Source organism: Priestia sp. TRN 1309, assembly GCF_050846875.1.
Lineage (GTDB): Bacteria > Bacillota > Bacilli > Bacillales > Bacillaceae_H > Priestia > Priestia zanthoxyli.
This window is the reverse complement of sequence record NZ_JBOZGM010000002.1, coordinates 565,783-592,240: the sequence shown is the minus strand read 5'-3', so window position 1 is coordinate 592,240 and position 26,458 is coordinate 565,783. Positions and strand designations below refer to the sequence as shown.

General features: G+C 37.3%; 25 protein-coding genes. 9 read left to right on the top strand and 16 right to left on the bottom strand.

Going from position 1 to position 26,458, the window contains the following annotated elements; all coding sequences use genetic code 11:
- The first annotated feature begins 242 nt into the window (after positions 1-242).
- Positions 243-1,805, top strand: a complete 1,563-nt coding sequence (locus ACRPLQ_RS10330) for an alpha-amylase family glycosyl hydrolase (RefSeq protein WP_165636097.1) — start codon at positions 243-245, stop codon at positions 1,803-1,805.
- Positions 1,806-1,926: 121 nt separating this feature from the next.
- On the opposite strand, the gene ACRPLQ_RS10325 is transcribed toward ACRPLQ_RS10330, so the two are convergent.
- The 3 genes from ACRPLQ_RS10325 to ACRPLQ_RS10315 are packed head-to-tail and all read right to left on the bottom strand — an operon-like array spanning position 1,927 to position 4,726.
- The gene (locus tag ACRPLQ_RS10325; RefSeq protein ID WP_432235950.1) at positions 1,927-3,429 is read right to left on the bottom strand and encodes a sensor histidine kinase; all 1,503 of its coding nucleotides are present in this window, start codon (positions 3,427-3,429) and stop codon (positions 1,927-1,929) included.
- Positions 3,426-4,112: a response regulator transcription factor gene (locus ACRPLQ_RS10320; RefSeq protein ID WP_432231468.1), complete on the bottom strand. Its 687-nt coding sequence runs from the start codon at positions 4,110-4,112 to the stop codon at positions 3,426-3,428. The genes ACRPLQ_RS10325 and ACRPLQ_RS10320 overlap by 4 nt, the downstream gene beginning before the upstream one ends.
- Positions 4,113-4,168: 56 nt before the next feature.
- Positions 4,169-4,726, bottom strand: coding sequence for a class I SAM-dependent methyltransferase (locus tag ACRPLQ_RS10315; protein WP_432231467.1), 558 nt, complete (start codon positions 4,724-4,726; stop codon positions 4,169-4,171).
- Between the two features lie 353 nt (positions 4,727-5,079).
- Here ACRPLQ_RS10315 and ACRPLQ_RS10310 point away from each other — a divergent pair, with 353 nt between their 5' ends.
- A complete protein-coding gene (locus ACRPLQ_RS10310) occupies positions 5,080-5,553 on the top strand; it encodes a hypothetical protein (RefSeq protein ID WP_325076907.1) in 474 nt (157 codons plus the stop codon).
- A 580-nt stretch (positions 5,554-6,133) separates the two neighbouring features.
- Here ACRPLQ_RS10310 and ACRPLQ_RS10305 read toward each other — a convergent pair.
- Both ACRPLQ_RS10305 and ACRPLQ_RS10300 read right to left on the bottom strand, forming a co-directional pair.
- Positions 6,134-6,592 (bottom strand): GNAT family N-acetyltransferase, encoded by a 459-nt coding sequence (locus tag ACRPLQ_RS10305; RefSeq protein WP_432235949.1) that lies wholly within the window; start codon positions 6,590-6,592, stop codon positions 6,134-6,136.
- On the bottom strand, positions 6,579-8,012 hold the full coding sequence (locus ACRPLQ_RS10300; protein WP_432235948.1) for a class I adenylate-forming enzyme family protein: 1,434 nt from the start codon (positions 8,010-8,012) through the stop codon (positions 6,579-6,581). The genes ACRPLQ_RS10305 and ACRPLQ_RS10300 overlap by 14 nt, the downstream gene beginning before the upstream one ends.
- A 153-nt stretch (positions 8,013-8,165) precedes the next feature.
- Here ACRPLQ_RS10300 and ACRPLQ_RS10295 point away from each other — a divergent pair, with 153 nt between their 5' ends.
- On the top strand, positions 8,166-8,723 hold the full coding sequence (locus ACRPLQ_RS10295) for a biotin transporter BioY (RefSeq protein WP_367077192.1): 558 nt from the start codon (positions 8,166-8,168) through the stop codon (positions 8,721-8,723).
- 14 nt (positions 8,724-8,737) lie between these two features.
- Positions 8,738-9,832 carry an acetyl-CoA C-acyltransferase gene (locus tag ACRPLQ_RS10290; RefSeq protein ID WP_325076932.1) on the top strand — a complete coding sequence of 365 codons (1,095 nt, stop codon included), beginning with the start codon at positions 8,738-8,740 and terminating at the stop codon, positions 9,830-9,832.
- An 11-nt stretch (positions 9,833-9,843) separates the two neighbouring features.
- Here ACRPLQ_RS10290 and ACRPLQ_RS10285 read toward each other — a convergent pair whose 3' ends face one another.
- From ACRPLQ_RS10285 to ACRPLQ_RS10260, 6 genes are all read right to left on the bottom strand, one after another.
- The gene (locus ACRPLQ_RS10285) at positions 9,844-10,500 is read right to left on the bottom strand and encodes an MtnX-like HAD-IB family phosphatase (RefSeq protein WP_176344008.1); all 657 of its coding nucleotides are present in this window, start codon (positions 10,498-10,500) and stop codon (positions 9,844-9,846) included.
- A 17-nt stretch (positions 10,501-10,517) separates the two neighbouring features.
- Positions 10,518-13,724 (bottom strand): DEAD/DEAH box helicase, encoded by a 3,207-nt coding sequence (locus tag ACRPLQ_RS10280; RefSeq protein WP_325076910.1) that lies wholly within the window; start codon positions 13,722-13,724, stop codon positions 10,518-10,520.
- Between the two features lie 132 nt (positions 13,725-13,856).
- Positions 13,857-15,074, bottom strand: a complete 1,218-nt coding sequence (locus ACRPLQ_RS10275; RefSeq protein ID WP_325076911.1) for an MFS transporter — start codon at positions 15,072-15,074, stop codon at positions 13,857-13,859.
- Positions 15,074-15,613, bottom strand: coding sequence for an NADPH-dependent FMN reductase (locus ACRPLQ_RS10270; protein ID WP_048019267.1), 540 nt, complete (start codon positions 15,611-15,613; stop codon positions 15,074-15,076). The genes ACRPLQ_RS10275 and ACRPLQ_RS10270 overlap by 1 nt, the downstream gene beginning before the upstream one ends.
- Before the next feature lie 139 nt (positions 15,614-15,752).
- Positions 15,753-16,391, bottom strand: coding sequence for a response regulator (locus ACRPLQ_RS10265; protein ID WP_049164786.1), 639 nt, complete (start codon positions 16,389-16,391; stop codon positions 15,753-15,755).
- Between the two features lie 15 nt (positions 16,392-16,406).
- Positions 16,407-17,525, bottom strand: a complete 1,119-nt coding sequence (locus ACRPLQ_RS10260) for a GAF domain-containing sensor histidine kinase (RefSeq protein WP_155008087.1) — start codon at positions 17,523-17,525, stop codon at positions 16,407-16,409.
- A 341-nt stretch (positions 17,526-17,866) separates the two neighbouring features.
- Between ACRPLQ_RS10260 and ACRPLQ_RS10255 the strand changes: the two genes are divergently transcribed.
- Positions 17,867-18,205, top strand: a complete 339-nt coding sequence (locus ACRPLQ_RS10255) for a hypothetical protein (protein WP_033579093.1) — start codon at positions 17,867-17,869, stop codon at positions 18,203-18,205.
- Positions 18,206-18,300: 95 nt separating this feature from the next.
- Positions 18,301-18,585 (top strand): hypothetical protein, encoded by a 285-nt coding sequence (locus ACRPLQ_RS10250; protein ID WP_028408390.1) that lies wholly within the window; start codon positions 18,301-18,303, stop codon positions 18,583-18,585.
- A gap of 44 nt (positions 18,586-18,629) precedes the next feature.
- On the opposite strand, the gene ACRPLQ_RS10245 is transcribed toward ACRPLQ_RS10250, so the two are convergent.
- Complete coding sequence (locus tag ACRPLQ_RS10245; RefSeq protein WP_049164793.1) at positions 18,630-19,208, bottom strand: helix-turn-helix domain-containing protein; 579 nt, start codon at positions 19,206-19,208, stop codon at positions 18,630-18,632.
- A 79-nt stretch (positions 19,209-19,287) separates the two neighbouring features.
- Between ACRPLQ_RS10245 and ACRPLQ_RS10240 the strand changes: the two genes are divergently transcribed.
- Positions 19,288-20,265, top strand: a complete 978-nt coding sequence (locus ACRPLQ_RS10240; protein WP_049164797.1) for a DMT family transporter — start codon at positions 19,288-19,290, stop codon at positions 20,263-20,265.
- Between the two features lie 46 nt (positions 20,266-20,311).
- Here the strand turns inward: ACRPLQ_RS10240 and ACRPLQ_RS10235 are convergent, their stop codons facing one another.
- Positions 20,312-21,100 carry a DUF4240 domain-containing protein gene (locus ACRPLQ_RS10235; protein WP_047750885.1) on the bottom strand — a complete coding sequence of 263 codons (789 nt, stop codon included), beginning with the start codon at positions 21,098-21,100 and terminating at the stop codon, positions 20,312-20,314.
- A gap of 295 nt (positions 21,101-21,395) precedes the next feature.
- Here ACRPLQ_RS10235 and ACRPLQ_RS10230 point away from each other — a divergent pair, with 295 nt between their 5' ends.
- Positions 21,396-21,824: a GNAT family N-acetyltransferase gene (locus ACRPLQ_RS10230; protein ID WP_028413194.1), complete on the top strand. Its 429-nt coding sequence runs from the start codon at positions 21,396-21,398 to the stop codon at positions 21,822-21,824.
- Between the two features lie 67 nt (positions 21,825-21,891).
- Here the strand turns inward: ACRPLQ_RS10230 and ilvD are convergent, their stop codons facing one another.
- Positions 21,892-23,568 carry a dihydroxy-acid dehydratase gene (gene ilvD / locus ACRPLQ_RS10225; RefSeq protein WP_028408385.1) on the bottom strand — a complete coding sequence of 559 codons (1,677 nt, stop codon included), beginning with the start codon at positions 23,566-23,568 and terminating at the stop codon, positions 21,892-21,894.
- Between the two features lie 225 nt (positions 23,569-23,793).
- On the opposite strand from ilvD, the gene ACRPLQ_RS10220 reads away from it, so the two are divergent.
- Positions 23,794-24,738 carry an alpha/beta hydrolase gene (locus ACRPLQ_RS10220; RefSeq protein WP_049164806.1) on the top strand — a complete coding sequence of 315 codons (945 nt, stop codon included), beginning with the start codon at positions 23,794-23,796 and terminating at the stop codon, positions 24,736-24,738.
- Between the two features lie 18 nt (positions 24,739-24,756).
- Here the strand turns inward: ACRPLQ_RS10220 and ACRPLQ_RS10215 are convergent, their stop codons facing one another.
- On the bottom strand, positions 24,757-25,683 hold the full coding sequence (locus tag ACRPLQ_RS10215; RefSeq protein WP_014459925.1) for a manganese-dependent inorganic pyrophosphatase: 927 nt from the start codon (positions 25,681-25,683) through the stop codon (positions 24,757-24,759).
- A 255-nt stretch (positions 25,684-25,938) separates the two neighbouring features.
- On the bottom strand, positions 25,939-26,397 hold the full coding sequence (locus ACRPLQ_RS10210; protein WP_325076916.1) for a hypothetical protein: 459 nt from the start codon (positions 26,395-26,397) through the stop codon (positions 25,939-25,941).
- Positions 26,398-26,458 lie beyond the last annotated feature (61 nt).

The window sequence follows — 26,458 nt, the reverse complement described above, 5'->3', positions numbered from 1 at the left end:
TTTGACATAGTCATTATTTTCATTTGGATAATACTCCCTTATTTTATTGATGTTTTCTATCTATAGCCTTAATATAATGCAGCTTCTTAATGCCATTGGACACAGTAAATAACTAGGTTGTCAGAATAATTACTAGTTCAAAATAATCAAAATAAAATTTTCGTTGTAATCGTTTTCAAAGAGGTGCTATATTTCAATTGTAGTCAATTTATGCAAACGATTGCAAAAAAGGGGATGAAACGATGAAAGGGAAAAAATGGACAGCTTTAGCTCTAACACTGCCGCTGGCTGCTAGCTTATCAACAGGCGTTCACGCCGAAACCGTACATAAAGGTAAATCTCCAGCTGCAGATAAAAACGGTGTATTTTATGAGGTGTATGTAAACTCTTTTTACGATGCAAATAAAGATGGACATGGTGATTTAAAAGGTCTTACACAAAAGCTGGACTATTTAAATGATGGCAATTCTCATACAAAGAATGATCTTCAAGTAAACGGGATTTGGATGATGCCGGTCAACCCTTCTCCTAGCTATCATAAATATGATGTAACGGACTATTATAACATTGATCCTCAGTACGGAAATCTGCAAGATTTTCGCAAACTGATGAAAGAAGCAGATAAACGAGATGTAAAAGTTATTATGGACCTCGTTGTGAATCATACGAGCAGCGAACACCCTTGGTTTCAAGCTGCGTTAAAAGATAAAAACAGCAAGTACAGAGATTACTATATTTGGGCTGATAAAGATACCGACTTGAATGAAAAAGGATCTTGGGGGCAGCAAGTATGGCATAAAGCTCCAAACGGAGAGTATTTTTATGGAACGTTCTGGGAAGGAATGCCTGACTTAAATTACGATAACCCTGAAGTAAGAAAAGAAATGATTAATGTCGGAAAGTTTTGGCTAAAGCAAGGCGTTGACGGCTTCCGCTTAGATGCTGCGCTTCATATTTTTAAAGGTCAAACGCCTGAAGGCGCTAAGAAAAATATCCTGTGGTGGAATGAGTTTAGAGATGCGATGAAAAAAGAAAATCCTAACGTATATCTAACGGGTGAAGTATGGGATCAGCCTGAAGTGGTAGCTCCTTACTATCAATCGCTTGATTCCCTATTTAACTTTGATTTAGCAGGGAAAATTGTCAGCTCTGTAAAAGCAGGAAATGATCAAGGAATCGCCACTGCAGCAGCGGCAACGGATGAGCTGTTCAAATCATACAATCCAAATAAAATTGACGGCATTTTCTTAACCAACCATGATCAAAACCGCGTCATGAGTGAACTGAGCGGCGATGTGAACAAAGCAAAATCAGCTGCTTCTATCTTACTTACGCTTCCTGGCAACCCGTATATTTATTACGGTGAAGAAATTGGCATGACCGGTGAAAAGCCTGATGAGTTAATCCGTGAACCGTTCCGCTGGTACGAAGGAAACGGACTTGGACAAACTAGCTGGGAAACACCTGTATATAACAAAGGCGGCAACGGCGTGTCTGTAGAAGCACAAACCAAACAAAAGGACTCTTTGTTAAATCATTACCGTGAAATGATTCGCGTGCGTCAGCAGCATGAAGAGTTAGTAAAAGGAACGCTTCAATCTATTTCAGTAGACAGTAAAGAAGTTGTTGCCTATAGCCGTACGTATAAAGGCAACTCGATTAGCGTGTATCATAATATTTCAAATCAACCGGTAAAAGTATCTGTAGCCGCGAAAGGTAAATTGATTTTTGCTAGTGAAAAAGGTGCTACAAAAGTCAAAAATCAGCTTGTAATTCCGGCGAATACAACGGTTTTAATAAAATAATAGAAAACACCTTCGGGTGATTACCTGGTAATCACTTGAAGGTGTTTTTTCATAAAAAGTTAGCATTAGAACATCATCAGAAATAGGCGTAAACATAATTTCTACTGCTAGTCTAATTAGTTCATAAATCTTCATAAATGGTCTCTTTCTCCTTTGTATCTTGGTGCAAAGGCACCACAACATACATCGTTATCTTGTTTTGCTCGCTTTCTGCCCGTATTTCGCCTTGATGAAGTTCAACAATTCGTTTGGCAATGGAAAGGCCAATTCCCGACCCTACGACTTTGCTAGAGCGTGCTTTATCCATTCGATAAAACTTATCAAACAGATGGCTTAATTCTTCAGAAGCAATTTGATCAGTTGTATTAGAAATACGTGCAATGACTTGTTTTTCGTTAGTATAGAGGACTATCTCAATATCTCCACTTTCATGACTGTATTTTTCAGCATTCGAAAGTAAATTATCGAAAACGCGAATCATTTTCTCAATATCTATGGAGATAAAAACAGCCTCATCAGGAATCTCTACTTTTACGGAAAGCCCACGATTTTCAAACATGGGAGTATACTCTCCTACAAGCTGATATAACACCCCACTTAAATCGACTTCTTGAAATTGCATGTCTACGTCAGGTAGGGACAACTTCGTATATTCGAATAGTTCATCCAATAAATTTTTCAATTTGAATGAAATACCGTAGGTGGTTTGAATATATTGCTCCAGCTCTTCACTATTTTTATACTGTTTATCTTTCAAGAGTGTTAGATATCCAATAATAGAGGTCAATGGAGTTCGTAAATCATGCGAGAGATTTGTAATTAATTCATTTTTGGCTTGTTCCACTTTACGTTCTTTTTCAAAACGTTGCCTCATTTGTTCGGTCATCCAATTGATGTTTTTAGCTAAGAATGACAGTTCATTTTTTCCTTTCACCGGAATGGAATACGTCCAGTCCTTGTTCACAATCCTGTTGATTCCCTCTTCAATCTGCTTAATGTACCGTGTAATAGGCCTTGTCCATAATAAAAACAAGACAAAAAAGATGAGCACACTACCTCCAAGTCCCATATAGACTTGATAAATATATCTATTCGGACTGAAAATAGGATCAAAAGAAGGTCCTTCAATAACGAGGTATCCGATATCATCTTGAAGGGAAAGGAGCGATATAAAAGAAGAATAATGTGCATTAAATGATTGATTACCCGTAGATTCAGCTGCAAGCTTTTGTTTGAGTAAATACTTTATATTGGTACTTTTTATTTTTTTGTTATTTGAATGAAAAAGAACGTCTCCTTTGGCATTTGCTACTAAGAACCCTAAATTAGGATGAGCATCCGTTATAGGATTTAGTGTTGAAGCAATGTTACCTATATCATCTAAGCTCATGTGCTTCTCTTCGATTGAATGAGTGAGCTGAACAAGGAGCTTTCTAATCGTCTCTTCCTCTTTTTGTTGCTCTATTTGTTGATTACGGATATCCCCAAATTGGGGATTTATGAAGATAAAAAGAAAAAAGCTAAGGATAGATACAATCAAGGAGATAATAAAAATAAGGAATAATTTTGTGTTCAAATTGACTGATGGTCGTCCAATTTTGTCTGCATTATTTCTCGTTTTCATGCTTTATAGCCTACGCCCCATACAGTCTGAATATAGATTGGCTTTTTAGGGTTCTCTTCTATTTTGTCTCTAATTTTTGTCATATGGACCATAATCGTATTATCCGACTTATAAAAAGGTTCTTTCCATACAGTTTCATAAATCTGTTGAATACTAAATACTTGTCCTTGATGCTGAAGTAACAAAGAGAGAATTTGAAATTCTTTAGGAGTTAAACGAACCTCTTGATCTCTTACAAACACTTCATTTGTCCTTCCGTCCACTTTTAAGTCTCCCTTTTCTAAGAAGTGGGAAGAAACCTCTCTTTCAGGCGCCATATAGTATCGACGAAGTTGAGATTTTACACGCGCCATCAGTTCTAATGGGTTAAAGGGCTTTGTAACATAGTCTTCTGCTCCACTGGCCAGACCGTGAATTTTATCCATATCTTCTGATTTAGCTGATAAAAAAATAATGGGCATGGTATATTCTTCTCTGATTTTTAAGCAAGTATCTATCCCATTCATCCCTGGCATCATCACATCTAGAATAATCAGGTCAATTTTTTGTTTTTTTAACATATCTATAGCTGTTGCAGCATTCGGTACATCTACTACTTGATATCCTTCATTTTTTAAATAAATGGACATAAGATTTCTGATTTCGTCTTCATCGTCGACAATAAGGATGGTTCTTTCTGACATGTTTCTTCACTCTTTCTATTCTTAAATTCAATATAAACTAGAGAACATGAGTAGGATTAGTTATTACATACGAATACATAAGCTGGTGGAACATTTCTATACACTTTTTCATACTGAATCGTAGTAAAAAAGGATTCAAAGAAAGAGCGTTTTACTTTCGAATATTGGAATGTAATGAATTTGCCTTCTGGTCCCAGCAAAGATCCTGTCTCATGTAAGATCTGTGTAGAAATAGTTCCTGGTAAGCTTGTAAAAGGCAATCCAGATACGATATAGTCTACTTTTTCAATGCCATATTGTTTTAAATAGGCACTTATATTTTCAGCAAAGTCATGAATAATGTACACATTCTCGATATGTCCATATTTCTTCTTTAATATATTATAGAATGTTTCATTGGCTTCTATCGCTAAGAAAATGGTGTCTTTCCGTTTATTTTGAACAATTTCTTCTGTAAATACGCCTGTTCCTGGACCATATTCAATGATACACGTTATTTCCTCAAATGGTATAGGCTTCATCATTTTCTTAGCTAATGATTTAGAGCTAGGCATAATAGCTCCAACTGCACGCGGGTGTCTCATATATTCTTGAATGAAATGCATGGCATTCATGTATTTCTCCTCGTTTCTTCAGGTGATAGGTTATAAACAGTAGTTTAATGCTAAAATCTTAATACGATACGAGAAAAAACCTTAACAATTCTTAAGAAATACTTATGAAAAGATAACTTTTATAAAGAATCTGAAAGTAAACGTTACATGCTGGTCTTAAGAAAGGGGTGCCGCTAGTTCTTTTCCTTTAAGAACTAACGGTATCCCCTTTTTGATTTTATAACTGTTAACATAAAACCCCTTATAAGAAGCAAAAAGAGACTGAATTGTTTAAACACAAGTTTTTTCCACTTGAATAACAAGATCATTTAAATCTCATACTAACCTTATAATTATAAGGAGTTGACTATATCTTGAATCCAAAACTCTTTGCATTTCTTACTTTGATCATATCTTGGATAAGTCTAATATTTATTCCTAAAGAACAAGTAAAAAAATATACCCCTGTATCTATTTTTACTTCTCTTATTGTTTCTCTAATATTTGTTGTTGCTACTGATTTAGGCTGGTGGAAGTTAAAAAAACCTGTTATACCAGGTCTTAAATCAATTAACATGTTCTATGTATTTGGTCCTTTTTTTATAGGTACAATCTGGATATTTAAATTAGTCTATAAAATTGGATTCCTTCCGTATCTACTTACGAATGCTCTTATCGATTCGTTTTTTACATATGTATTCCTACCTTTTGCAGAGAAAATTGGAATTGGAAAGATTCATATTTCAAGAATATCTATTTTAAGTCTAATGCTTTCCACCTCATTAGCTATTTACGGATTTCAAAAATGGTATGAGAACCCTTCAAAAACAGAAAAATCTGTTTCATGATATTAATTTTTTCTCTATATACAAATAAATAAAACATAATATTATGAGCAAACTACTCAAGATGAATTGAATCATCAAAAAAATATGATTGCGTTACAGAAAAAAACTATCTAGCCACCTTTCTAACCGGACAACAGATAGTTTTTTCTGTTTTCAAGATGTATAATCTATACATTATTAGTTAACATAATGTCTCTTTCTGGAACATACCACAAAAAAGAACCCTTTTGGGAGTAAGGGTTCTTAGGCAGAAAAATATATATGGTAGGCAGCGTTTTATACATCCTTGATATGAAAGGCTTTATCAGAGAAATAGATGAAGAAAGAATGCATAAAAAAGCAGTTTTTTATACATCTGCTAAACAGTTTAAATAGTTAATTTTATATTAAAACCAGCTTCTTTTCTTCTGCTAAAATTGAGTACAATTGCAAGATCCTTCAAGTCACGTCGAATAGAAGGATTACGCTGTCTTCAACAGGAGCATAAGGCTCTGATAATAATAAAGAGGTTCCTATATTTTCTTTCTTTTGATCATTTAATGTACAATAAAAAATCCGCGGATATAATCCACGGATTTTCTTACAGTTCTTTTTCCAAGCAGTTAACTTGATTATGATGCAGCGGCTTAGTGGCGTACTGGGTAAAACCAAGGCGTTCCCAAAACAGCTTGGCTCTAGGATTTTGAGACAGAACCCCAAGACGTAGAATGGAAATTCCCTCTTCTTTTAGCTTGTCTTCAAACGCTAGATACGCTTGCGTTCCGAAACTGAAATTGTGATAGGCGCTATGAATAATAAAAGCTCCAATCCACGGATGATCATCGTTAGGATTTTGTTTCATGTAATCAATAACCCCTACGTATGTATCGTCGGCTTTTATAAAATAACTGTCTGTTTTTTCGTTCATGTATTCTTTAAAAAGCTCTTCTTCCCTCCGCTCTTTCTTGCCGTTTTCTAACACGTTATAAGCTTCGTTTGAATTGATAATCTCTGACACAATATACATCGTGTCAGCTGTAACGGGTTCAAATGAAATCATATGTCTTCCCTTCTTTCTCTGTAAAGTAGCTGTATATCGTTGCTTTGTCAATTTTACCATTTTTCATTCGCGGAAAGGACGTTAAAACTCTCCATACGCGCGGGATTTTATAAGAGGATACTCGTTTTGTCAGCGCTTGTCTTACATCCGAAAGAGAAATGTTCTCTAAGACAATTGCTGCACCTACAACTTCTGAACGTTCAGCATCTACTATGCTAAAGACAGCTGCTTCGCTAACGCCCGGTATTTGTAATAGCAGCTCTTCAATTTCTTCAGCATATACTAAGCTTCCGCTGCTTTTAATCACATTTTTATCTCTTCCTACGATGGTAATGCTCCCGTCTTGAAGCTGAACTGCAATATCATGCGACGTAACATATCCATTAAAAAATGAGCGGTTCGTTTCTTCGCTATCTTTAACAAACCCTTCGAATGCTTGAGTTGTTTTCACAAACAGTATTCCTTTGTCTCCTTTTTCTACTTCTTTTCCACGTTCGTTCAGGATTAAAACGTCTACACTGTCAACAGGATAGCCTACTGTATGAGGCAGCGTTTCAGCGGTATCTGGTGAAAGTACCGTAACAAATCCCATTTCAGAAGATCCGTAATATTCATACAAAGAGGCATCAGGAAATGCTTGTGAAAATTTCTTTCGAACGGAAGGCGATAATTTATTGCCTACTGAAATCACAGTCTGTGGCAAAAGTCGTTTTTCTTTCGGTCTGCTTTGTATGTACCGAAGCAAAGGAGAAATTAACGCGGGTGTAATAGACATACAGCTAGCTTCCTTGTTAAAAACAGCAGAAGGTGTAAACGCTTCTAGCATGATAGCATGCATGCCGCTGCAAAGCGCATGCAAAACCGGATAAAGCTGCGCGGAATACGAAATATGTAAGGGGATAAGTACTTTTTCATGTTTCTGTAAAGAAAATACGTCCGACCATTCTTGAAATGATGAAGACCAAGAATGATGCGATTTTACAAATCCTTTCGGTCTCCCTGTTGATCCAGAGGTAAATCCAAATAAAAATAGATCGGACAGTTCATTTGCTTGCCGTATAGGCAGGATTGGTTTTTCTTTTGTTATGTTAGTTAAAGAAGATGTTTTCCATAGCCAATTCGGGGACTGAATAGAAAAATAGGTATCCACTTCAGCCTCTGTTAGCTCATTATGCAAAAGCATCACAATTCCACCAGCTTTTAAAATCGCTAAAAATGACACAACAGCTTCTGCATTGTTTGGCATGCTTAAAGCAACGAGCTCTCCTTTTTCCATCACTTTTTCTTTCAGCTGTTTTTCGGCTTTACATACACGATCCCACATTTGACCGTAGCTTAGCTTATTAACAGAATCCGATAGTGCGAGTCTGTCCGGCGTTTTTTGACACTGATTAAAAACTAGTTCTTCAATTCGTTTCATTACTCCGTAAGCTCCTTTTTATTTTACTTTTAGTGTACCGTAAATACGGGTTTGAGAAAAGAAAAATGTAAACTTTAATAAAAATTAAGTTGACTAATTTAAGTTTAATAAGATACGATAGTCATGTTTTATCCTACATAGCGGAGGTTTACGATGAAAACAAAAGATATGACGTACGTTGCTTTATTCACGGCTATAATGGGAGCTCTAGGACTCGTCCCTCCTATTTTTTTATCTTTTACACCTGTTCCAATTACTCTTCAGCCTATGGGTGTTATGCTGTCGGGAGGAATTCTTGGCGCTAGATTAGGATCTTTAAGTCAATTTCTTTTTTTATGTTTACTAGCAGCTGGCGTTCCTTTACTTGCTGGAGGACGCGGAGGAATTGGGGTATTTTTGAGTCCGAGTGCTGGATATATCATTGGCTATGTGTTTGCCGCTTTCTTTATTGGCTGGACGTTAACAAAGTTAAAAAATGTAACGGTTGCAAAAGTTTTTGCTGTCAATGTGTTATTTGGGATTGTGTTAGTCTATGCCTGTGGTATTCCTGTGCAGGCAATGCAGCTTCACATTCCGTTTCTGAAGTCCCTTCAGCTAAGCTTTGTTTACCTTCCAGGTGACTGTATAAAAGCAGCGGTCGCGGCTTATTTAATTACAAAAGTTCGAAAAGCAGTAGCGGTACCTGGCCGTTCGAACACGGCTTCTATGTAAGGAAGTGATGACTTATCTATCAAGCAGCAATTGTAAAAGCGAAGCGTACGGTCATTGGAAAAGAAAACGGTCTACTGAAAGATTTTCATGTTCAAGAGCTAGCAGCTCCTTTATTAAAACAGCTTAGCGCTGGAATTGAACATGAAATTGATGACGTTATTTTAGGAAATGTTGTAGGTCCAGGAGGAAATGTAGCCAGGTTATCCGCTTTAGAAGCGGACCTCCCTTTTTCTATCCCGGGAATGACCATTGATCGTCAGTGCGGAGCTGGCTTAGAGGCGATTCGAATGGCCAGCTATTTGATAAAAGCAGGTGCAGGAACGTGCTATTTAGCTGGAGGCGTTGAAAGTACAAGTACTTCTCCTTTTGAAAAACGAGCACGTTTTTCTCCTGATAAAATTGGTGACCCTGACATGGGAATTGCAGCAGAAAACGTAGCTCAGCGATACAATATATCTAAAGATCAGCAGGACAGATATGCTCTTTTAAGTCATGAAAGAAGCTGGGAGGCTTTTGAAAAAAAATGGTTTGAAGAAGAAACGCTTCCTCTTCCAAACGTGATGCACGATGAAGCATTTATGAAAAAACGAAACCTAACAAAGCTGCTGCAAAAAGCCAGCCCCGTCTTTTTAAAAAATGAAGGCACCGTCACCGCAGCCAACAGCTGTGGAATCAACGACGGAGCCTGCATTGCGCTTGTGATGGAAGAGCAAAAAGCACGCGCTTTAGGCTTTCAGCCCGTTTTGCGTTTTATTGACGCTGATATTTCAGGAGTGTCACCTCTTTACCCTGCTATTGCACCAGTTTCTGCGATTAAAAATATCTTGAAGCGAAATTCTCTTACGGTAGATGATATTGATTTATTTGAAATCAATGAAGCATTTGCTGTTAAAGTTGTCGCTTGCATGCAAGAACTGGGAATATCAGAAGAAAAAGTGAATATTCGCGGAGGAGCATTGACCCTAGGACACCCTTACGGAGCATCAGGAGCTATTTTAGCTACGCGTCTTTTTTATGAGAGCAAGCGCCGTGACGTGCGATATGTCATAGCAGCTTTAGGAAGCGGAGGCGGAATAGGAACAGCGGTATTATTTGAAGTAATCAAATAATACCGCTGTTTTTATGCCTTTTTTATTACATTATGTTGCATCAAATATTGCTCAATATCTTTAAATGTCTCAACCGGAACAAATGAAACGTTTTGTTCGCGCAGTAAATCTTGCAAAGAATCTTTCGCAAAGGTAACATCTGCATGTTTTGCGGGATGTGAATCCGGTTCGCTGTCTCCAGCAAAATAAATCGTTTCGTATGCCTCTTTTAGTTCTTGAATAACAGCAGATTTATCAATGCCGTAGCGTTCTGAATGCCATCTGTGAGCAGGATCTAGACGCAAGTGAACGTTGTTTTGATGGAAATATCCTTCATTCGAATAAACTTCCACTTTTTCAACACCGTATTTATCTAACAGCGGTTTAATATAGTACGTTGTTCCAGCGCTTAAAATATAAAAATCCCCGCCGTTTTTCTGAACAGCTTTAATAAAAGCGGGCACGTATTTATCAATTGGAATATTCGCTACTTCTTCTAAAATTTTCGGTTCTTCTTGGTGAATGGATTGAAAAACAGTAGATAAAAAATCAATATCTTTCATTTCTCCTGCTTTCCACCGGCGGAAAAGCTCTTCACCTTCTGGAAAATACTTTTCAATCACAATCCAGTAAAAATCTTTTTTTGAAATCGTTCCATCAAAATCTGATACAAACGCCCATTTTTTCATTCCTCACACATCCTTTGCTACATACTAAGCAGTTCTCGGAGCTCTTCTTCTGTCAAACTAGAAAGCATTGTTTCTCCCGGTTGAATAACCTGTTCGATGAGTTCTTTTTTCTTTTGCTGCAAGGCGTAAATTTTTTCTTCGATGGTTCCTTGAGAAATAAGCTTGATGACCTGCACAACATTTTTTTGCCCAATGCGGTGTGCACGGCCTGCCGCTTGTTCTTCAATCGCGGGGTTCCACCATAAGTCGTATAAAATAACCGTATCGGCTCCCGTTAAATTTAAACCCGTGCCTCCGGCTTTTAATGAAATTAAGAAAATGTCTTGTTCTCCATTATTAAACCGATCCGCCATTTCCACTCGTTCTTTTGATGGCGTTTGACCGTCTAAATAAAAGTATGAGAGATTTTCTTTTTGAAGCTCTTCTCGAATAATATGAAGCATGCTTGTAAACTGAGAAAAGATTAACAAGCGTTTTCCGTTGGCAACCGCATTTCTTGTAATCTCAAGCAGCTGCTCTAATTTGCTTGAATACCCTTCGTAATTTTCAACGAATAAAGACGGATGACAGCAAATCTGGCGAAGTCTTGTTAATCCCGCCAAGATCTTCATTCGGTTTTTATTAAAATCTTCACCGGCTAAAGATGATTTTAACTGCTCTAAATAGCCTACATACAACTCTTTTTGTTCTTTAGTTAGCTCAGATAAATGAGTGGTTTCAATTTTATCAGGCAGTTCTTTTAACACATCTTTTTTTACTCGTCGCAGTAAAAATGGTCTTACAATTCGGCTGACCTGCTCCGATGACATGTTTTTAAACTGGCGAAGCCCTGGAAATAAACCTGGAAGAATAGTCTGGAAAATTGACCAAAGCTCGTCAAGTGAGTTTTCAATAGGCGTACCGCTCAGCGCAAAACGTTTTTTAGCTGAAATAGTCCTAACAGCTACTGCTGTCTTTGTTGTATGATTTTTAATACTCTGAGCCTCATCTAGAATTAAAGCATGAAAATGAAGGTGCTGATACAAATCAATATCTTGACGCAGCGTTGGATAAGATGTGATCCATACGTCAGCTGTGCGTTTTAGCTTCTCCTCACGCTCACTCGGCGTTCCTGTAATGGTTTGAACCGTTAAATTCGGTGCAAATCTCTCCAATTCGTTGCGCCAGTTATAAATCAAGGAAGCCGGCACAACAATTAAAAAGGCACTGCTGTCTTCATCAAGCTCTTTTTCAGATAAGATATAGGCAATGCTTTGAAGCGTTTTTCCAAGCCCCATATCATCAGCCAGTACGCCTCCTAAAGAGTAGTGAGACAGAGATTTAAACCACTTAAATCCATTACGCTGATAATCACGCAGGGATGCCTGTAAGGATTCCGGTACTTCCCAATCCATTTCCTCTGGAGATTTGAGCTGTGTAAGTAATGTTTTAAATGCTGAGCCAAACTTAGCAGCTGATTTATCACCCGCACTCATAATCTCTTCCACTTGCATTCCTCTGTATAAAGGTACCTGCAATGAGTTATCCTTTAAATCTTTTTCCGTTACGTTCAGCTCCCGAAACAGATTTTGAATATGTTCAAAGCCCTCATTTTCAAGAGGGATAAACGCACCGTTATCTAGACGATGATAGCTTTTCTTTTCTAAGACAGATTTTAAAACATCTTGAACGGTCTGATGATCAATGTCTCCTAAATCAAAATTAATTTCTAATAGCCCATTGCTATTTTGAATGTCAACCGTTGTTACTGGCGCAGAAAAATCCGTATAAGCATAATCTTTCATCTCATCCGTAATATACACATCCGCTATTTCATCAAGCTTTGGAACAATATGAAACAAAAATTCATATAGAGAGTATTCGTCTTGATTTAAGTACAGCTGGTTTTTATAAATATTTAAAGGAGCCGTTTCAATTAAGTCCATAACGCGGTCTTCTTTTTCTAAATCTCGTATCAAGATTTTATCGTATTTTTCAGACTGGGGTGAAAATGGATTAATCGAAATCTCTCCGTAGTTGTACCGAAGCGTCACAAACAGCTGTTCTTCCTCACGGTCAATAAATACTTTTGCTTTTAGTTCAGGCGCAATAATTTGATGGGATACTTCTTTTGCGATATCCACTTTCCCCACTTTTTTCAGTCCCGGAACGACGTGAGATAAAAAATTGCCCATCTGCTCTTCTGCTATAGGTACGACTGGCTTCAAAGGAGCCGTTTTCCGAAGGCCTTCAAGAAGCATACGCTGATCTTGAGATAGCTCATAAAACGTCCCTTTTAAAAATAGCCAACCGTATCGATCAAAAAATGAAGCTTGATGAAGTTCCGTAAAGTCTAGCTCAAATCCAGCTGCCGAGTGCTTATTTATTTGAAATGAAAAAGGAGCTGAACTTTCAGCAAAGATAATATTTTCATATGAATGCCCTTCATGAATAAATGTAAAGTTCCGATCTTTAAGGAGTTTAAATAACTCTTTGGCTACGATAGATGGAATGATTAGTTCTCTGTTATTTGCGGACGAACGATACATAGAATAGGAATTTTTATAAAATGATTCATTCGTCATAATATCCATCAGCAGCTCAATGATTTTCTTATCTTCGTCTATAAAAAAATGTTCTGCAGGATCATATTCGAAGCGCTTAGTAAATTCGTGAGTTTGGAATTCTTTAGCGTCTGTTAAAAATTCTTGAATGTTTTTTACTACATACGTCCGGTCGACGCCTACTTTCATTTCAAGCGCTACGTACATTCCTTCTGAACGTAAAAATTCTTCTGAGTAAGACTTGCAAATAAATTCTACTTTCAACGGATCTTTATCTGCATATTTCTTATGGTCGCTTATGGTTTGCTGATAGCTCGAAAATAAGTCGATAAAATGATTTACATTTTCGTATTCTTTGCTTTGGCGAAAAGGCTTTGTTTTAATTGGCTGCGGCTTTGCGCGCTCATCGCAAATGGTTAATAAAACAGCTACTTCGTGTTTGCATTCTGAAAACTCGTGATAAGCAGGACAATCGCAGAATGAATAAAAAGAATTTCCTTTTTGTTCAACCATTACCGTATACATTTCCGCTCCTCGAACGGATGCTGTCCACGTAGTGGTCTGTTCATTGTATTCCAAATCAAGCACACGCCCCTGCTTGTAATACGTGTGTCCTCTATAGTACGTTCTGCTTGAGTACGAATCTTTTAATTGTTCTTTGTTTAATGTTTTATTTATCATCGCTTCACAATCTTCCAATCGCATAACAGTCAATGCTGTTGCTGTTTAATTTCTATTCAGAACAAATAATGTCCAACGTCATAAACGTTGAACATTATTTGTCAATTCTTCTATTATAACATGCAACAGACATTATAAAACACTCTTAAGCAGTGCAGACTGTTTTCGCTGTTTTCTTTTGTAAAGTATCCAGCCTGCTCCGGCGGTTGATATTAAAAGCAGGCTAAGTCCTAAAAAAGCAAGTCCTATACGATCATTAGCCGTAACGTACGTAAAGAAGAAAATCAATAAAATACGAATCCCTAACGTGATAAAGCGAAAACAGCTGTCGACTCTTCCCACGATAATATTCGGTATTTTTTGCATCATAAACGTATTTCGAGCTACTCTTGTACCTGCATTTGCAAAAGCAAGAAGAAACACAATAGAAAAGTAAACGGGCAGAAGCTTCATAAAGAAGATGATCGATATTCCAAGTGCAAAAAGGCTTATATTCAGCATAATAGCTAGCTCAGTGCCTGTTCTTTTCATAATAGATACGATCAATATCCCTGCGGTTAATGCTCCGAAACCATATACAGCACTTTCAATCCCGTATGCTGCTGGACTTGCGTTTAATTCTTGAGTCAGATAAATAGGAAACAAATAGTTCGTCATCATCACAGCAATGAAAGGCATAAAAGAAAGCAGTAAAAAAAGAGATACCGAGCGATTTTCTTTTATGAATGCTAATCCCTCTTTCATCGCAGTGTGTTTTTTATCGCTTCGTTCACTGCTTTGTTTATATGGAATACTCAATAGAAAAAGGAATGCAGCTATGTACGTAGCTGCATCTACTGTTAAAATCCATTGAAGCGACCACCGGGTAATGACTAGACTCGCTGCAGCCCCTGCCAGCATACTCGATAGCTGGCCTTGTATTTCCATAATACTGTTTAATGATTGAAACACATCTTTTGAAAAAACTTCTTGATTTAACGCAAAAATCGTTGGATAAAAAAACGTGTAGTAAAGGTTTCCGGTTCCGTACAAAATGATGTAGTGAATCGTTGAATAATCTGTAACAAAACCAACGATCACAAATAGCATGACCGTGATAAAACCTATCAATTCTACGGTTAACAACATTTTCTTTCGTGACATTCGATCAATAAGAACACCTATATACGGAGTAGCCACAAAGCTAATCACCGTCATAATTAGCATAATCGTGCCAAATAGTTTATTTCCATCTGGAGATGCAACTAACAGTAAAGGAATGGCAAGCATCGTAATACCGGAACCAATAGAGGATAAAACATTCGCAGCAACTACGGCTTGAAAGCGACGGTCCTTATAAAGCGCCTTCATCAAACATTTTGCTTAGCTTCTAAAATTTGCTTAGACACTTGTGTATACAGAGTCAGCTCATTAACTAATTCATGAATTCCGTCAGCGGCGTTTTTTCGTAAAGTTCCTTTTTCCACGATGTCTGCAGGGTCTAATACCAACTGCTTAGATAGAACATTCGCATACAAAGCGCGTGTAACGGTTCTAAGGTTGTTTAAAGCATTGATACCTCCTTTTCCTCCTCCTGATACGGCTACAAGTGCGACGGGCTTATGTGCAAAATACGCACTGTTTAAAAAGTCAAACGCGTTTTTTAATGCTCCGCTCATAGCGCCGTGGTACTCAGGCGTCGCAAGTAAGATACCATCCGCTTTTTCTATTGCTTCAGTCAGCACTTTCACTTCTTCTATTTCATACTGATGAGGTTCACCGGTGAATATAGGAAGTGATAATTGACTTAAATCTAGAAAAGAACTTTGATAGCTTTTGTGAAGTTCTCTCGTTACTTGTGTTGTTCGGCCTGTTTCTCTAGGACTTCCGTTAATAATAAGTATATTCATATTTATCTACCCCTCTGTCGTTTGGTTATATGTATAGTATAGGGATGATTGAACTTTTTTTCGTCATGCTATTGATAGAAAGAAAGCTACCAATATAGACTGAGGTGAACAGAGAAAAACCTACAACTAAAGTCGTAGGTTAGGAAATTCCATGCTGAACAGCATATAGAGCAGCTTGCGTGCGGTCTTGAACCCCAAGCTTCGATAAAATATTAGACACATGTGTTTTTACTGTTTTTTCTGTAATATGTAAGGCAGCACCAATTTCTTTGTTGCTTTTGCCTTTTGCAATTTCTTTTAATACGTCTTTTTCTCGTTTTGTTAAGTGATCAATAAAATTGACTTTCTTTTCGCTGCTTTTGGTTAACCGTGTTAGCAAGTGCGTAGTGACTTTGGGATGAAGCTGATTTTCTCCATTCATTAGCTTTCGAATAGCCGTTACAAGTTCATCTGGATCGCTTTCTTTTAGCTGATAGCCTGAAGCTCCTGCTTCTAATGCCGGTATCACGTGATCTTGATCTGAAAAGCTTGTTAGAATCATGACTTGTATATGCGGTGCTTGTTTTTTTAGTTCTTTTGTTGCTTCGATTCCATCGAGAACCGGCATCGATAAATCCATTAACACAATATGAGGCTCTAGAGATGTCGCTAACTTTATAGCTTCTTCCCCGTTAGAAGCTTCTCCTACAACTTCTAAATCAGGCTGCGTTTGTAAGAAAAAGACAAGTCCTTTTCGGACAACGTGGTGATCATCTGCAATTAAAATCTTTATTTTCATGTGCGCTCCTTTCCGTTATGAAAGAGGAATAGATACTTCCACAATCGTTCCGTTTCCTATGCTGCTTGTAACAGATAGTTTTCCATTTAATCTTTTTATTCGCTCGTGCATAGTTTTTAGCCCAAGCGTCGGCAATTCTGCTGAAGGGCTATACATAAATCCATTGCCGCTATCCCGGATTTTCATAATTACTTGGTCTTTGCTTATATTTACGTTTAGATGTACCTCTGCCGTACCCGCATGCTTTCGGCAATTATTAAAAGCTTCTTGTCCGACTCTCCACAGTGTCTCTTCAATCACAGCAGGCAAAACGGACACTCCTTTAATTTGTTCTTTTACGTTAAGCCCTAGCATTTGACCATAGCTTTTTAACGCACTGACAATGCCGTTTTCTAATCCTTGAGGACGAAGCTGCCAAATTAAAGCTTTCATTTCCACTTGAGCATGCTGAGCGGTTTCTTGGATTAAGGAAAAAGTCTCTTTTAACTGCACATCTTTTGCTAAGCTGCTTCCGGCTTTGGCTGTGACATTAATTGAAAACAACAGCTGATTAACAGAATCGTGAAGGTCTTTTGCCAGCCTGTTTCTTTCTTCAATAAGTTTTACTTCCTGCTGAGATTGAGTCAGCTTAATCCGCTTGATAGCCGTGCCAATTTGAAGAGCGACGGATCCTAATAAATCAAGCTCTCGCTGTTCAAAATGAATTTTATGAGGGGCAGCTACATTTAATAATCCAAAGCGTTCATCCCCTGCTTGTAAAGGAACCGTTGCATGATGAGTAATGTCATGTGTATCTCCCCACTCATGAATGACGGAATCTTCAAGTCTCTTACACTCCATAATATTAGACGCTTTTTGAAGCCGGCCATCCATATACCGGTCAACACACCAGCAGCTTCCATTACACATAGGCTGAGCGGTTTTATTTAATAAAGCTGGTGGCAAATGCTGAGCGGCAATCATCTCATGCTTTCCATTTTCATCAATAAAAAAGATCCATCCTGTTTGTAAATCTGTGATTTGCAGCAGTTTTAAAAGCGCATCATGAAGCATGGTATGTAAATTAGTGCCTTCATTTAAAATCTCGGAAATGTCTTTTAAAATCTTCAGCTCTGAAATATGATCTTTTTCCATAGCCTCTCTCCTATATTATATGATGTATTTTCCATTTTTTATTTTATCACAATTAAAGCTGGTTCCGACTCACAGAACGTTATTTTTAAAGCATTTCCGCTTAGATATGTAAGACCTTTTAACATCAATAATAAAATTTTCAAAAAGTATGTCAGGTAGTTTAACAATTAGCTAGAGTCTTTACGTAAAACGAACTATACTACAGATAATTCAAGTAAGAACAGAAAAAATGAAGGGAAATGAGAAGAAAAAAATATTAAAATTAATCCATTGAAAACGCTTCCAAATATGAAGGCATAGTGCTATTATATAATTATTAACAGAATAGGGATGTGAGAAAGATGAATAAATTATTTTTAGAAGAGTTACGATACATTATCTTGTGTGAAGTGCCTATGACAAAGTACCGAGTAGAGCAGCTTCAAGACAAATTTGATCAAAGCCCATACTTAATTAATGAACTTTATCAACTCCTATTCGAAAAGCGTCACATTTTAGCTTTTGTTGATGATATCGAATCATCCCTGTATGACTATATTGTAAATAAAGAAATGATGGATGCTAAAACGTATTACGGAGCTATTGCACATGCAGCAAATCTCTTCGGCGAAACGCCTACATATATAAAATGCAAAATAAAAAAATATAGACAGTCTTCGATTTCAAGTATCAGCGCCTAAAAGGTGCGCACAGCTGATTCAAATAAAAAGCAAAAAAGAAATCCTAGCACAAGGGTTTCTTTTTTGTACCACTAACATATAGGGAGGAAAATAAGATGAAGACATTTTTTATCACAAATCGCTATTCGTTTCTTGAAACGCAAGTAAATGAATACATGCAATCGTTACTGGTAAAAACGCCTGAACAAGTTATTTTATATTTCGAAAGACAAATTCGAAAGTATAAAGTGTATTTACAGAAAAAACATCATTACCCAGAGTGTATGGTTCAATCTATCCACCGATTAATTGAAGAATATTCATTAAGTATCATTAAAGTAAAAAAATATATTAGCTATCAAAACAAGCTGATGAATAAACAGCTATTAGAGCCGCAGTAAAACGAATCATTTTTTATGGTTCGTTTTACTGCGGCTCTGCCGCTTTACTCCTCATATTTTAGCAGTAAATGCAGAACAGCGGGACGTTCTTCAAGATTTTTGTATGAGTGTACATGACTTCCTTCAAATTTTATAGAGTCAAATTGTTTTAGCTCGTATAGCTCTTCTTCGATTTTCATTTCGATTTTTCCTTCCATTACCGTTGCTACTTCAATTAATCCTTTATGATGAGGTTCGGGACAGTATGTAGCAAGAGGAGAAAGAAAGGCTCGGTACATTTCAATTGTCGAATCTATCTGATTTTGAAAAATAAATTCTACTTTCCAAGTTTCGTCCGGTCCTTTGAGAGAAAAACCTTCTCCACACTTAGATACAGCCACTGAAGGTTCTACTGACACTAATTTAGTTAAAGGGATATTTAAGCCTGTTGTTATTTTCCACATTACTCCTAGGGTTGGATTAGTCTCCCCTCTTTCAATTTTCCCTAACGTGAGTTTGCTGACTCCCGTCCTATCTGCTAATTCATCGAGTGTGAATTCTCGCTGTGTTCTTATTTTTCTAAGCTCGTTGCCTACCTTTTTCATCATTTCTTCTGAATGCATTTTTACCTTCCTTTCTTTTATATATTATGGTACACTTTTTTTGTATCTAAGTATACTATAATATATATTTAGGTATTTTTATTAATTAGGAGGAAAAAGTATGAAAGCAATTTTATGGGGGCTTCTCTCGTCCATGTTCTTTTCTGCTACATTTATTGTGAATCGTGCCATGAATGTATCTGGAACAAGCTGGGCTTGGACAGCATCTCTTCGTTTTTTATTAGCACTACCTATTTTACTCATTTTAGTACTTTTACAAAAGAAGTTTACACCATTATGGATGGAAATGAAAAAGCATCCTTTCGCTTGGTTAGGCTGGGGAACTCTTGCAGGAATTGGATTTTATTCATTATTAAGTTTTTCTTCACTTTTTGGACCATCATGGCTCATAGCTGGAACGTGGCAAGTAACGATCTTGGCAGGTGCGCTCATTTCTCCACTTTTCTATGTAACTATTCAAACTGCAGACGGAAATAAAAAAGTAAGAGGAAGCATCCCACTCAAAACGCTTGGTATTTCAACGTTTATTTTAGCGGGTGTGATTCTCATGCAAGTTAAAGAAGCTGAAAACATCACGCTTTCACAGTTTGTGTTGGGTTTTCTCCCTGTCGTCATGGCTGCTTTTTTATATCCGCTTGGAAATCGAAAAATGATGGAAGTTTGCAAAGGGAAATTAGATACATTTCAACGTGTTTTAGGTATGGCTATCGGCAGTATCCCGCTAAGTATCATCTATGCGATATATGGATTTTATACAACTGGTATGCCAACAGCTCCTCAATTTTCTCAAGCCTTTATCTTAGCAATGAGTTCAGGTGTAATTGCTACGATGACGTTCTTTTACGCAACAGACTTGGCAAAAGAAAATTTAGGTTTGCTTGGAGCGGTTGAAGCAACTCAATCAGGCAGCATGATTTTTACCGTGCTTGGCGAAGTGTTTTTATTAAATGGACGTATGCCAACAGGGATTGCGTTAGCTGGTATGACGATAATCGTAATTGGAATGATTATGAACAGTATGCTAAACAAAAAAACAAAACTGTCTTCGGCCGCCCCGTCACGTACTCTATCAAAATAAAAAAAGAGGAGATGAAAATCTGTTTAAAGGTTTTCATCTCCTCTTTTTAATATTCGAGATGATTGTTCCAATAGCGGCTCCAAAGCACAGGGAATCGCATCTGTAAACCATCCTCATCATCTTCATCCCAATCAAGATCCAAATCTTGCTCATCGTACCACACTGGATCAAACTGGTCATATTTATCATAATAATAGTCGTTATCTAAACCTGTCTTTTCTTCGTAAGCTTCACACGCTACAGAAAGTAATTCTTCTAATTGAGGAGCATAGCCTTCTGCTTCTAATGGTTTAAGTACAGAAATCATCGTCTCAGGAGATTCAATCGCTTTATAATATATGTCTTTTCCCTGATATAAAAGCCACGCTCTAAAATAATCAAAACAATCATCTGAACAACCGCCCATTACAATATAAGCTGCTGCCCACAATGAAGAAGTATAGGATTGATCAAAATGCTGATTTAGTAGCTGATCAAAGCGAAAAATGTCCTTTTCAGAACGCTTCGCTAGCGTGGAGCGGAGCCATTCCATTTGCTCATCGACATCTAATTTTGTCTTCGCCTTTTTTATCAGTTCCCAAAAGAGAGACTCTGACATCGTGCTGTCTTTCATTACTTGCATCGAACAAGTTAAAGGCTTATATCCTTTCTTCAATTTTGCACGAATCAGCTTTTCAGCTTCTGCTTCACAAGCCTCTGCGGAAGCAAACTCTTTCACTTGCATGCGACCGGCTGTATCAACTTTTCCAAAGTGAATGATTAACTTGCTGTCTCTTCTTTCAACTTTCCAAAATTTATTCGATTGCTCATCTTTATACACTAAGGTTATTTGCATGATACATTCCCCTTTTTCATCCCACTACTATTGTGAATAGTTCTCTTTTTACAATTTATGTAGATTCACAGCGCTTCATAATCCATTTTCTTTGCTTTTTTAACATGTTTCAGTTGATCTTACTATTGCTGAGGTCGTTTAAACAGTGAGTAATGACCACAAATTTGTGTAAAATGTTCATTGGTTGCTTTTTGTTGCATTTACAACATTTTATTTTTCCTTTATACTCTTTTTATATCACGTATTTTTATTATACAAAAAAGAAGCCTAAATTCGTAGAAAAGGAAGGATTTTAATGAAAATTAAGCATGTTACAACAAAAGAGCAGCTTGAAGAAGTATTCCATATACGTAAAACAGTGTTTGTTGAAGAACAAGGAGTGCCGTTAGAAGACGAATTTGATGAACATGAGGAAACGGCAAAACATATGTTAATTTATTATAACAACGAACCAGCTGCTTCTGGCAGATTCCGCATAGTAGACGATTACGCCAAAATAGAGCGAATATGCGTATTAAAGGAATTTAGAAAATACGGGCTCGGAAAAGAAGTGGTGACCAGCTTAGAAGAAGCAGCGAAAAAAGAAGGCTTAACTCAATCTAAGCTTCACGGTCAAGTTCAAGCTGAACCTTTTTATCATAAATTAGGGTATAAGACTGCTTCTGATGTCTTTATGGAAGACGGTATTCCACACGTTATTATGAAAAAAGAGTTTACGTGTTAAAAAGGCTTCTTTGCACAGTTACTTTAGTAAAGAAAAAGGCTCTCCGTAGAGAGCCTTTTTTGTGCTATTAGATTTTCATAATTCCGCCTGTGCTTGCAGAAGTTACAAGTTTAGAATATCTTGCAAGATAGCCTTTTTTCACTTTTGGCTCAAAGCCTTTCCAGTTTGCTTTTCGTTCTGCCCAAACATCTGGAGAAACTTGAACATTCATTGAACGATCTTCAATGTCAATCACGATGTGGTCGCCATCTTCGACAAATGCTAGCGGGCCGCCTTCAGCAGCTTCTGGAGATGCGTGGCCAATTGATAATCCACGTGAAGCGCCAGAAAAGCGTCCGTCTGTTAATAGCGCTACTTTTGCACCTAGTCCCATTCCCATAATTTGAGAAGTTGGAGCTAACATTTCAGGCATTCCCGGTCCGCCTTTTGGTCCTTCATAACGAATGACTACGACATGTCCTTCTTTTACTTTTCCGTTAGCAATACCGTGCAGCGCCTCGTCTTGAGACTCAAATACAATTGCTGGTCCTTCGTGGCGAGTAATGCCGTCTTGAACACCGCCTGTTTTAATGATCGCGCCGTCTGGAGCTAGGTTACCAAACAATACAGCAAGTCCGCCTTTTTCAGTGAACGGCTTATCGATTGGATGGATAACGTTATAGTCTTTTACATCGCATCCTGCAATGTTCTCGCCTAGCGTTTTTCCAGTAACTGTCATCGTATCTAAGTGAAGAGCCCCTTCTTTTTTAGATAGCTCGTTTAAAGCGGCCGATACGCCTCCTGCTTCATGTAAGTCTTCAATAAATACATCAGAAGCCGGAGCCAGTTTTGCCAAGTGAGGCACGCGTTCTGCTACTTCATTAATACGCTCTAATGGGTACTCAATTTCAGCTTCATTCGCAAGAGCTAGCGTATGAAGAACTGTATTTGTAGAACCACCTAACGCCATGTCCAAAGCAAACGCGTTGTCGATTGCTTTTTCTGTTACGATATCACGTGGTTTTAAATCTAATTTAATTAATTCCATAAGCTGTTTAGCTGATTTCTTAACGAATTCTCTACGTTCAGGAGCAACTGCTAAGATTGTACCGTTTCCAGGTAAAGCAAGTCCTAACGCTTCAGCTAAGCAGTTCATTGAGTTCGCTGTAAACATTCCTGAACAAGATCCGCATGTCGGACAGCCGAATTGTTCTAATTCAAGTAATCCTTTATCATCAAGTTTACCAGCTTGATGAGCTCCTACGCCTTCAAATACTGAAGAAAGAGAAATCTTACGACCGTCGCTCGTTACGCCAGCCTTCATTGGTCCGCCGCTAACAAAAACTGTCGGAATATTCAGACGTAATGAAGCCATTAACATCCCAGGTGTGATTTTATCACAGTTTGGAATACATACCATTCCATCAAACCAGTGAGCAGATACTACCGTTTCAACTGAGTCAGCAATGATTTCACGACTTGGTAATGAATAACGCATACCGATATGTCCCATCGCAATACCGTCATCTACACCGATAGTGTTCATTTCAAAAGGTACGCCACCAGCTTCGCGAATCGCATCTTTTACGATTTTACCAAACTCTTGTAAGTGAACATGACCTGGTACAATATCAATATATGAATTGACAACCGCAATAAACGGTTTGCCGAAATCCTCTTCTTTTACACCAGCTGCACGCAGTAGGCTGCGGTGCGGTGCTCTGTCGAATCCTTTTTTGATCATGTTACTTCTTAATTCTGCCACAATAATTCCCTCCGTATTCATCTAACCTATTAAAAACTGAATCTTTTTAAATTGTTTAATAATTTTTAATATAAATACTAATTTAACAAATCACATAAAGGTTTGTAAAGGTTTATGACAAAATAATCATTTTTTATTTTAAAATAGTAAAATCACCTGCACAAATTAGTATAATATATACATATATCCCTTATTTTACAGGAAGGCAGAAGGTGGATGCTGAGCATGAAACAATCCTTTTACTACAGAGGTCATCAGGAAAAAGAAATATTTGCACAAAAATGGAATGTTGAAAACCATTCTGCAAAAGGTGTTGTCCAAATAGCCCATGGAATGGCCGAACATATTGGACGCTACGAGTACTTTGCTAATGTATTAACGCAACATGGATATATCGTATATGGGAATGATCACCGAGGTCACGGTCAAACAGCTTTAAAAGATGAAGACAAGCGTTTTTTTGCTGAAGAAAATGGTTTTGATACAGTAGTCTACGACATGATTGCTCTGACTAAGCACATTTCGACGGAACACTCCGACCTACCGATCTTTCTTTTCGGTCACAGCATGGGGTCTTTTCTAACGAGAAGATATATTCAATTGGATACAGAGCACATTCATGGTGTGATACTCTCAGGTACTGGCAGCATTCCTTCCCTTTCACTGCAGGGCGGTATATTAGCTGCGCAAATAGAGATAAAGAGAAAAGGGTTACGATCTCCTAGCCCTTTGCTTGATAAGCTCTCTTTTGGACAATACAATAAATCATTTCATCCTGCTCGGACACCTTTTGATTGGTTAAGTCAAGATAATGAAGCTGTAGATTTATATGTAAATGACCCTTATTGCGGTGGGGTTTTCACAGCGGGGTTTTTCTATGACTTACTAACAGGAATCAAACAAATCTCTAACTTAGCTAATATAAAGTTAGTTCCATCAAGCCTGCCTATTTATTTGGTATCTGGAGAATATGATCCAGTAGGCAACTATACAAAAGGCGTAGTCAAAGTATATAACGACTTTAAAAAGGCAGGATTACAGGATGTAAGTTACCGTTTTTTTAAAGAGTGCCGTCATGAATTGCTGAATGAATTAAATAAAGATGAAGTGATAGAAGATATACTAAATTGGCTTAACGTGCAAATAGACAAAAAAACGGTTCGTGTGTAGACACGAACCGTTTTTTTATTAAGCAAATACAGATGTTAATACAGGTACTACTTGTTTTTTACGTGATACAACGCCTTCTAAGACAGCTGTATTGTTTTCAAGCGTTACATTGTATGCTTCTTCTACTTTTGAAGCAGCAGAACCTAATGCTAATGCAGTAGAGTTGCTGTTTAAAATATCTGTAACAACTAAAAGGAATAATTGTAATCCTTTTTCTTCGATTGTTTTAGTAATCGCTTCTTCCAATTCAACTTTGCGCACTAAAACGTCGTTTACGTCAATTGCATTCACTTGTGCAATTTCAACTTTGCTTGTGCCCATGCTGAATTCTTTAGCATCTAATGAAATTAATTGTGAAGCTGTTTTATCGCCTAAGTCAGCTCCAGCTTTTAGCATTGCTAATCCGTACTCTTCTGCATCTACGCCTGCAATTTCCGCTAATTCTTTAGCAGCTGCAACGTCTTGGTCTGTGCAAGTTGGTGATTTGAATAATAAAGAATCAGAAATGATAGCTGATAGCATAAGACCTGCGATGTTAGGTTCGATTTCTACGCCGTTTTCTTTATACATCTTGTTTAAGATCGTTGCCGTACACCCAACTGGCTCTGCACGATAGTATAAAGGATCTGCTGTTTCGAAGTTAGCAATACGGTGATGATCAATTACTTCAAGCACACGAACTTGATCAATATCGTTTGCACTTTGCTGGCGTTCGTTGTGGTCCACTAAAATAACTTCATTTGTTTCTTTAGATACTTCATCAACGAAACGTGGTAGTTCAGCGTTGAACTTTTCAAGAGCGAATTGCGTTTCACCGTTAATATCGCCTAATCGAATTGGTTCAGCGTCTACACCTAATTTATTCTTTAAATCAGCGTATGCAATTGCAGAACAGATTGTATCTGTGTCAGGATTTTTATGTCCAAAAATTAACGTCTTTGCCATCTTAAATCTCTCTCCTTCTTACGTATGTAAATAGCATTCTTGCGTAAAGTTAGTTAATTCGTTCACGCAACATTGCCATTTTAACATAAACTTTTACATTATTTTAATTTTTTTGCGAAAAATGATGTTCATCCGCAGATATTTTGCCATTTTGTATCTTTTTCACAGTAAAAACACCTCTATTTCCGATATAAATAGAGGGTTTTATACGTTCATTATATAAAAGTTAACGATAAAACACAACCTGTCTCTCTATCACTTGATAGATAACTTAAACGCAGTATCTTGCCACTTTTGATAAAGAAAAAGTAGAACAGCAATAACCATCATTAGTACAAATAATAAAAAATGATTCATTCCCTTCAGTGTATAAATGTCTAGTTTTTCAAAGATAGGACTCATGACAAATGCCTGAAATAAATCGAACGCTGCATTGATAATCATAAACATCCAAAAGCCAGGATAGGTAAAATAAAAAATAAAAAGCGTTCCTATTATAAATATGCCAAAAGGAAAAGGCGTCATATTAACAAAGAAAAAAAGAGTTTCATTGACTTCCCACCAGTTAAAGCGATCTGCAATTTGAAAAACCATCGTTAACAATACCACTCCGAATAGTGATACAGCCATATACCGCTTTACTCGCTCTTTATCAACTGCAAAAAGCAATAGCCAAGGACCGATAAAAAGCACCCACATTACGATTTGCGCCATGAGCTTTCCACCTTTCACTTTCAAAAAGAGAATATATATTATTCTGTCCTTATTTATGTAA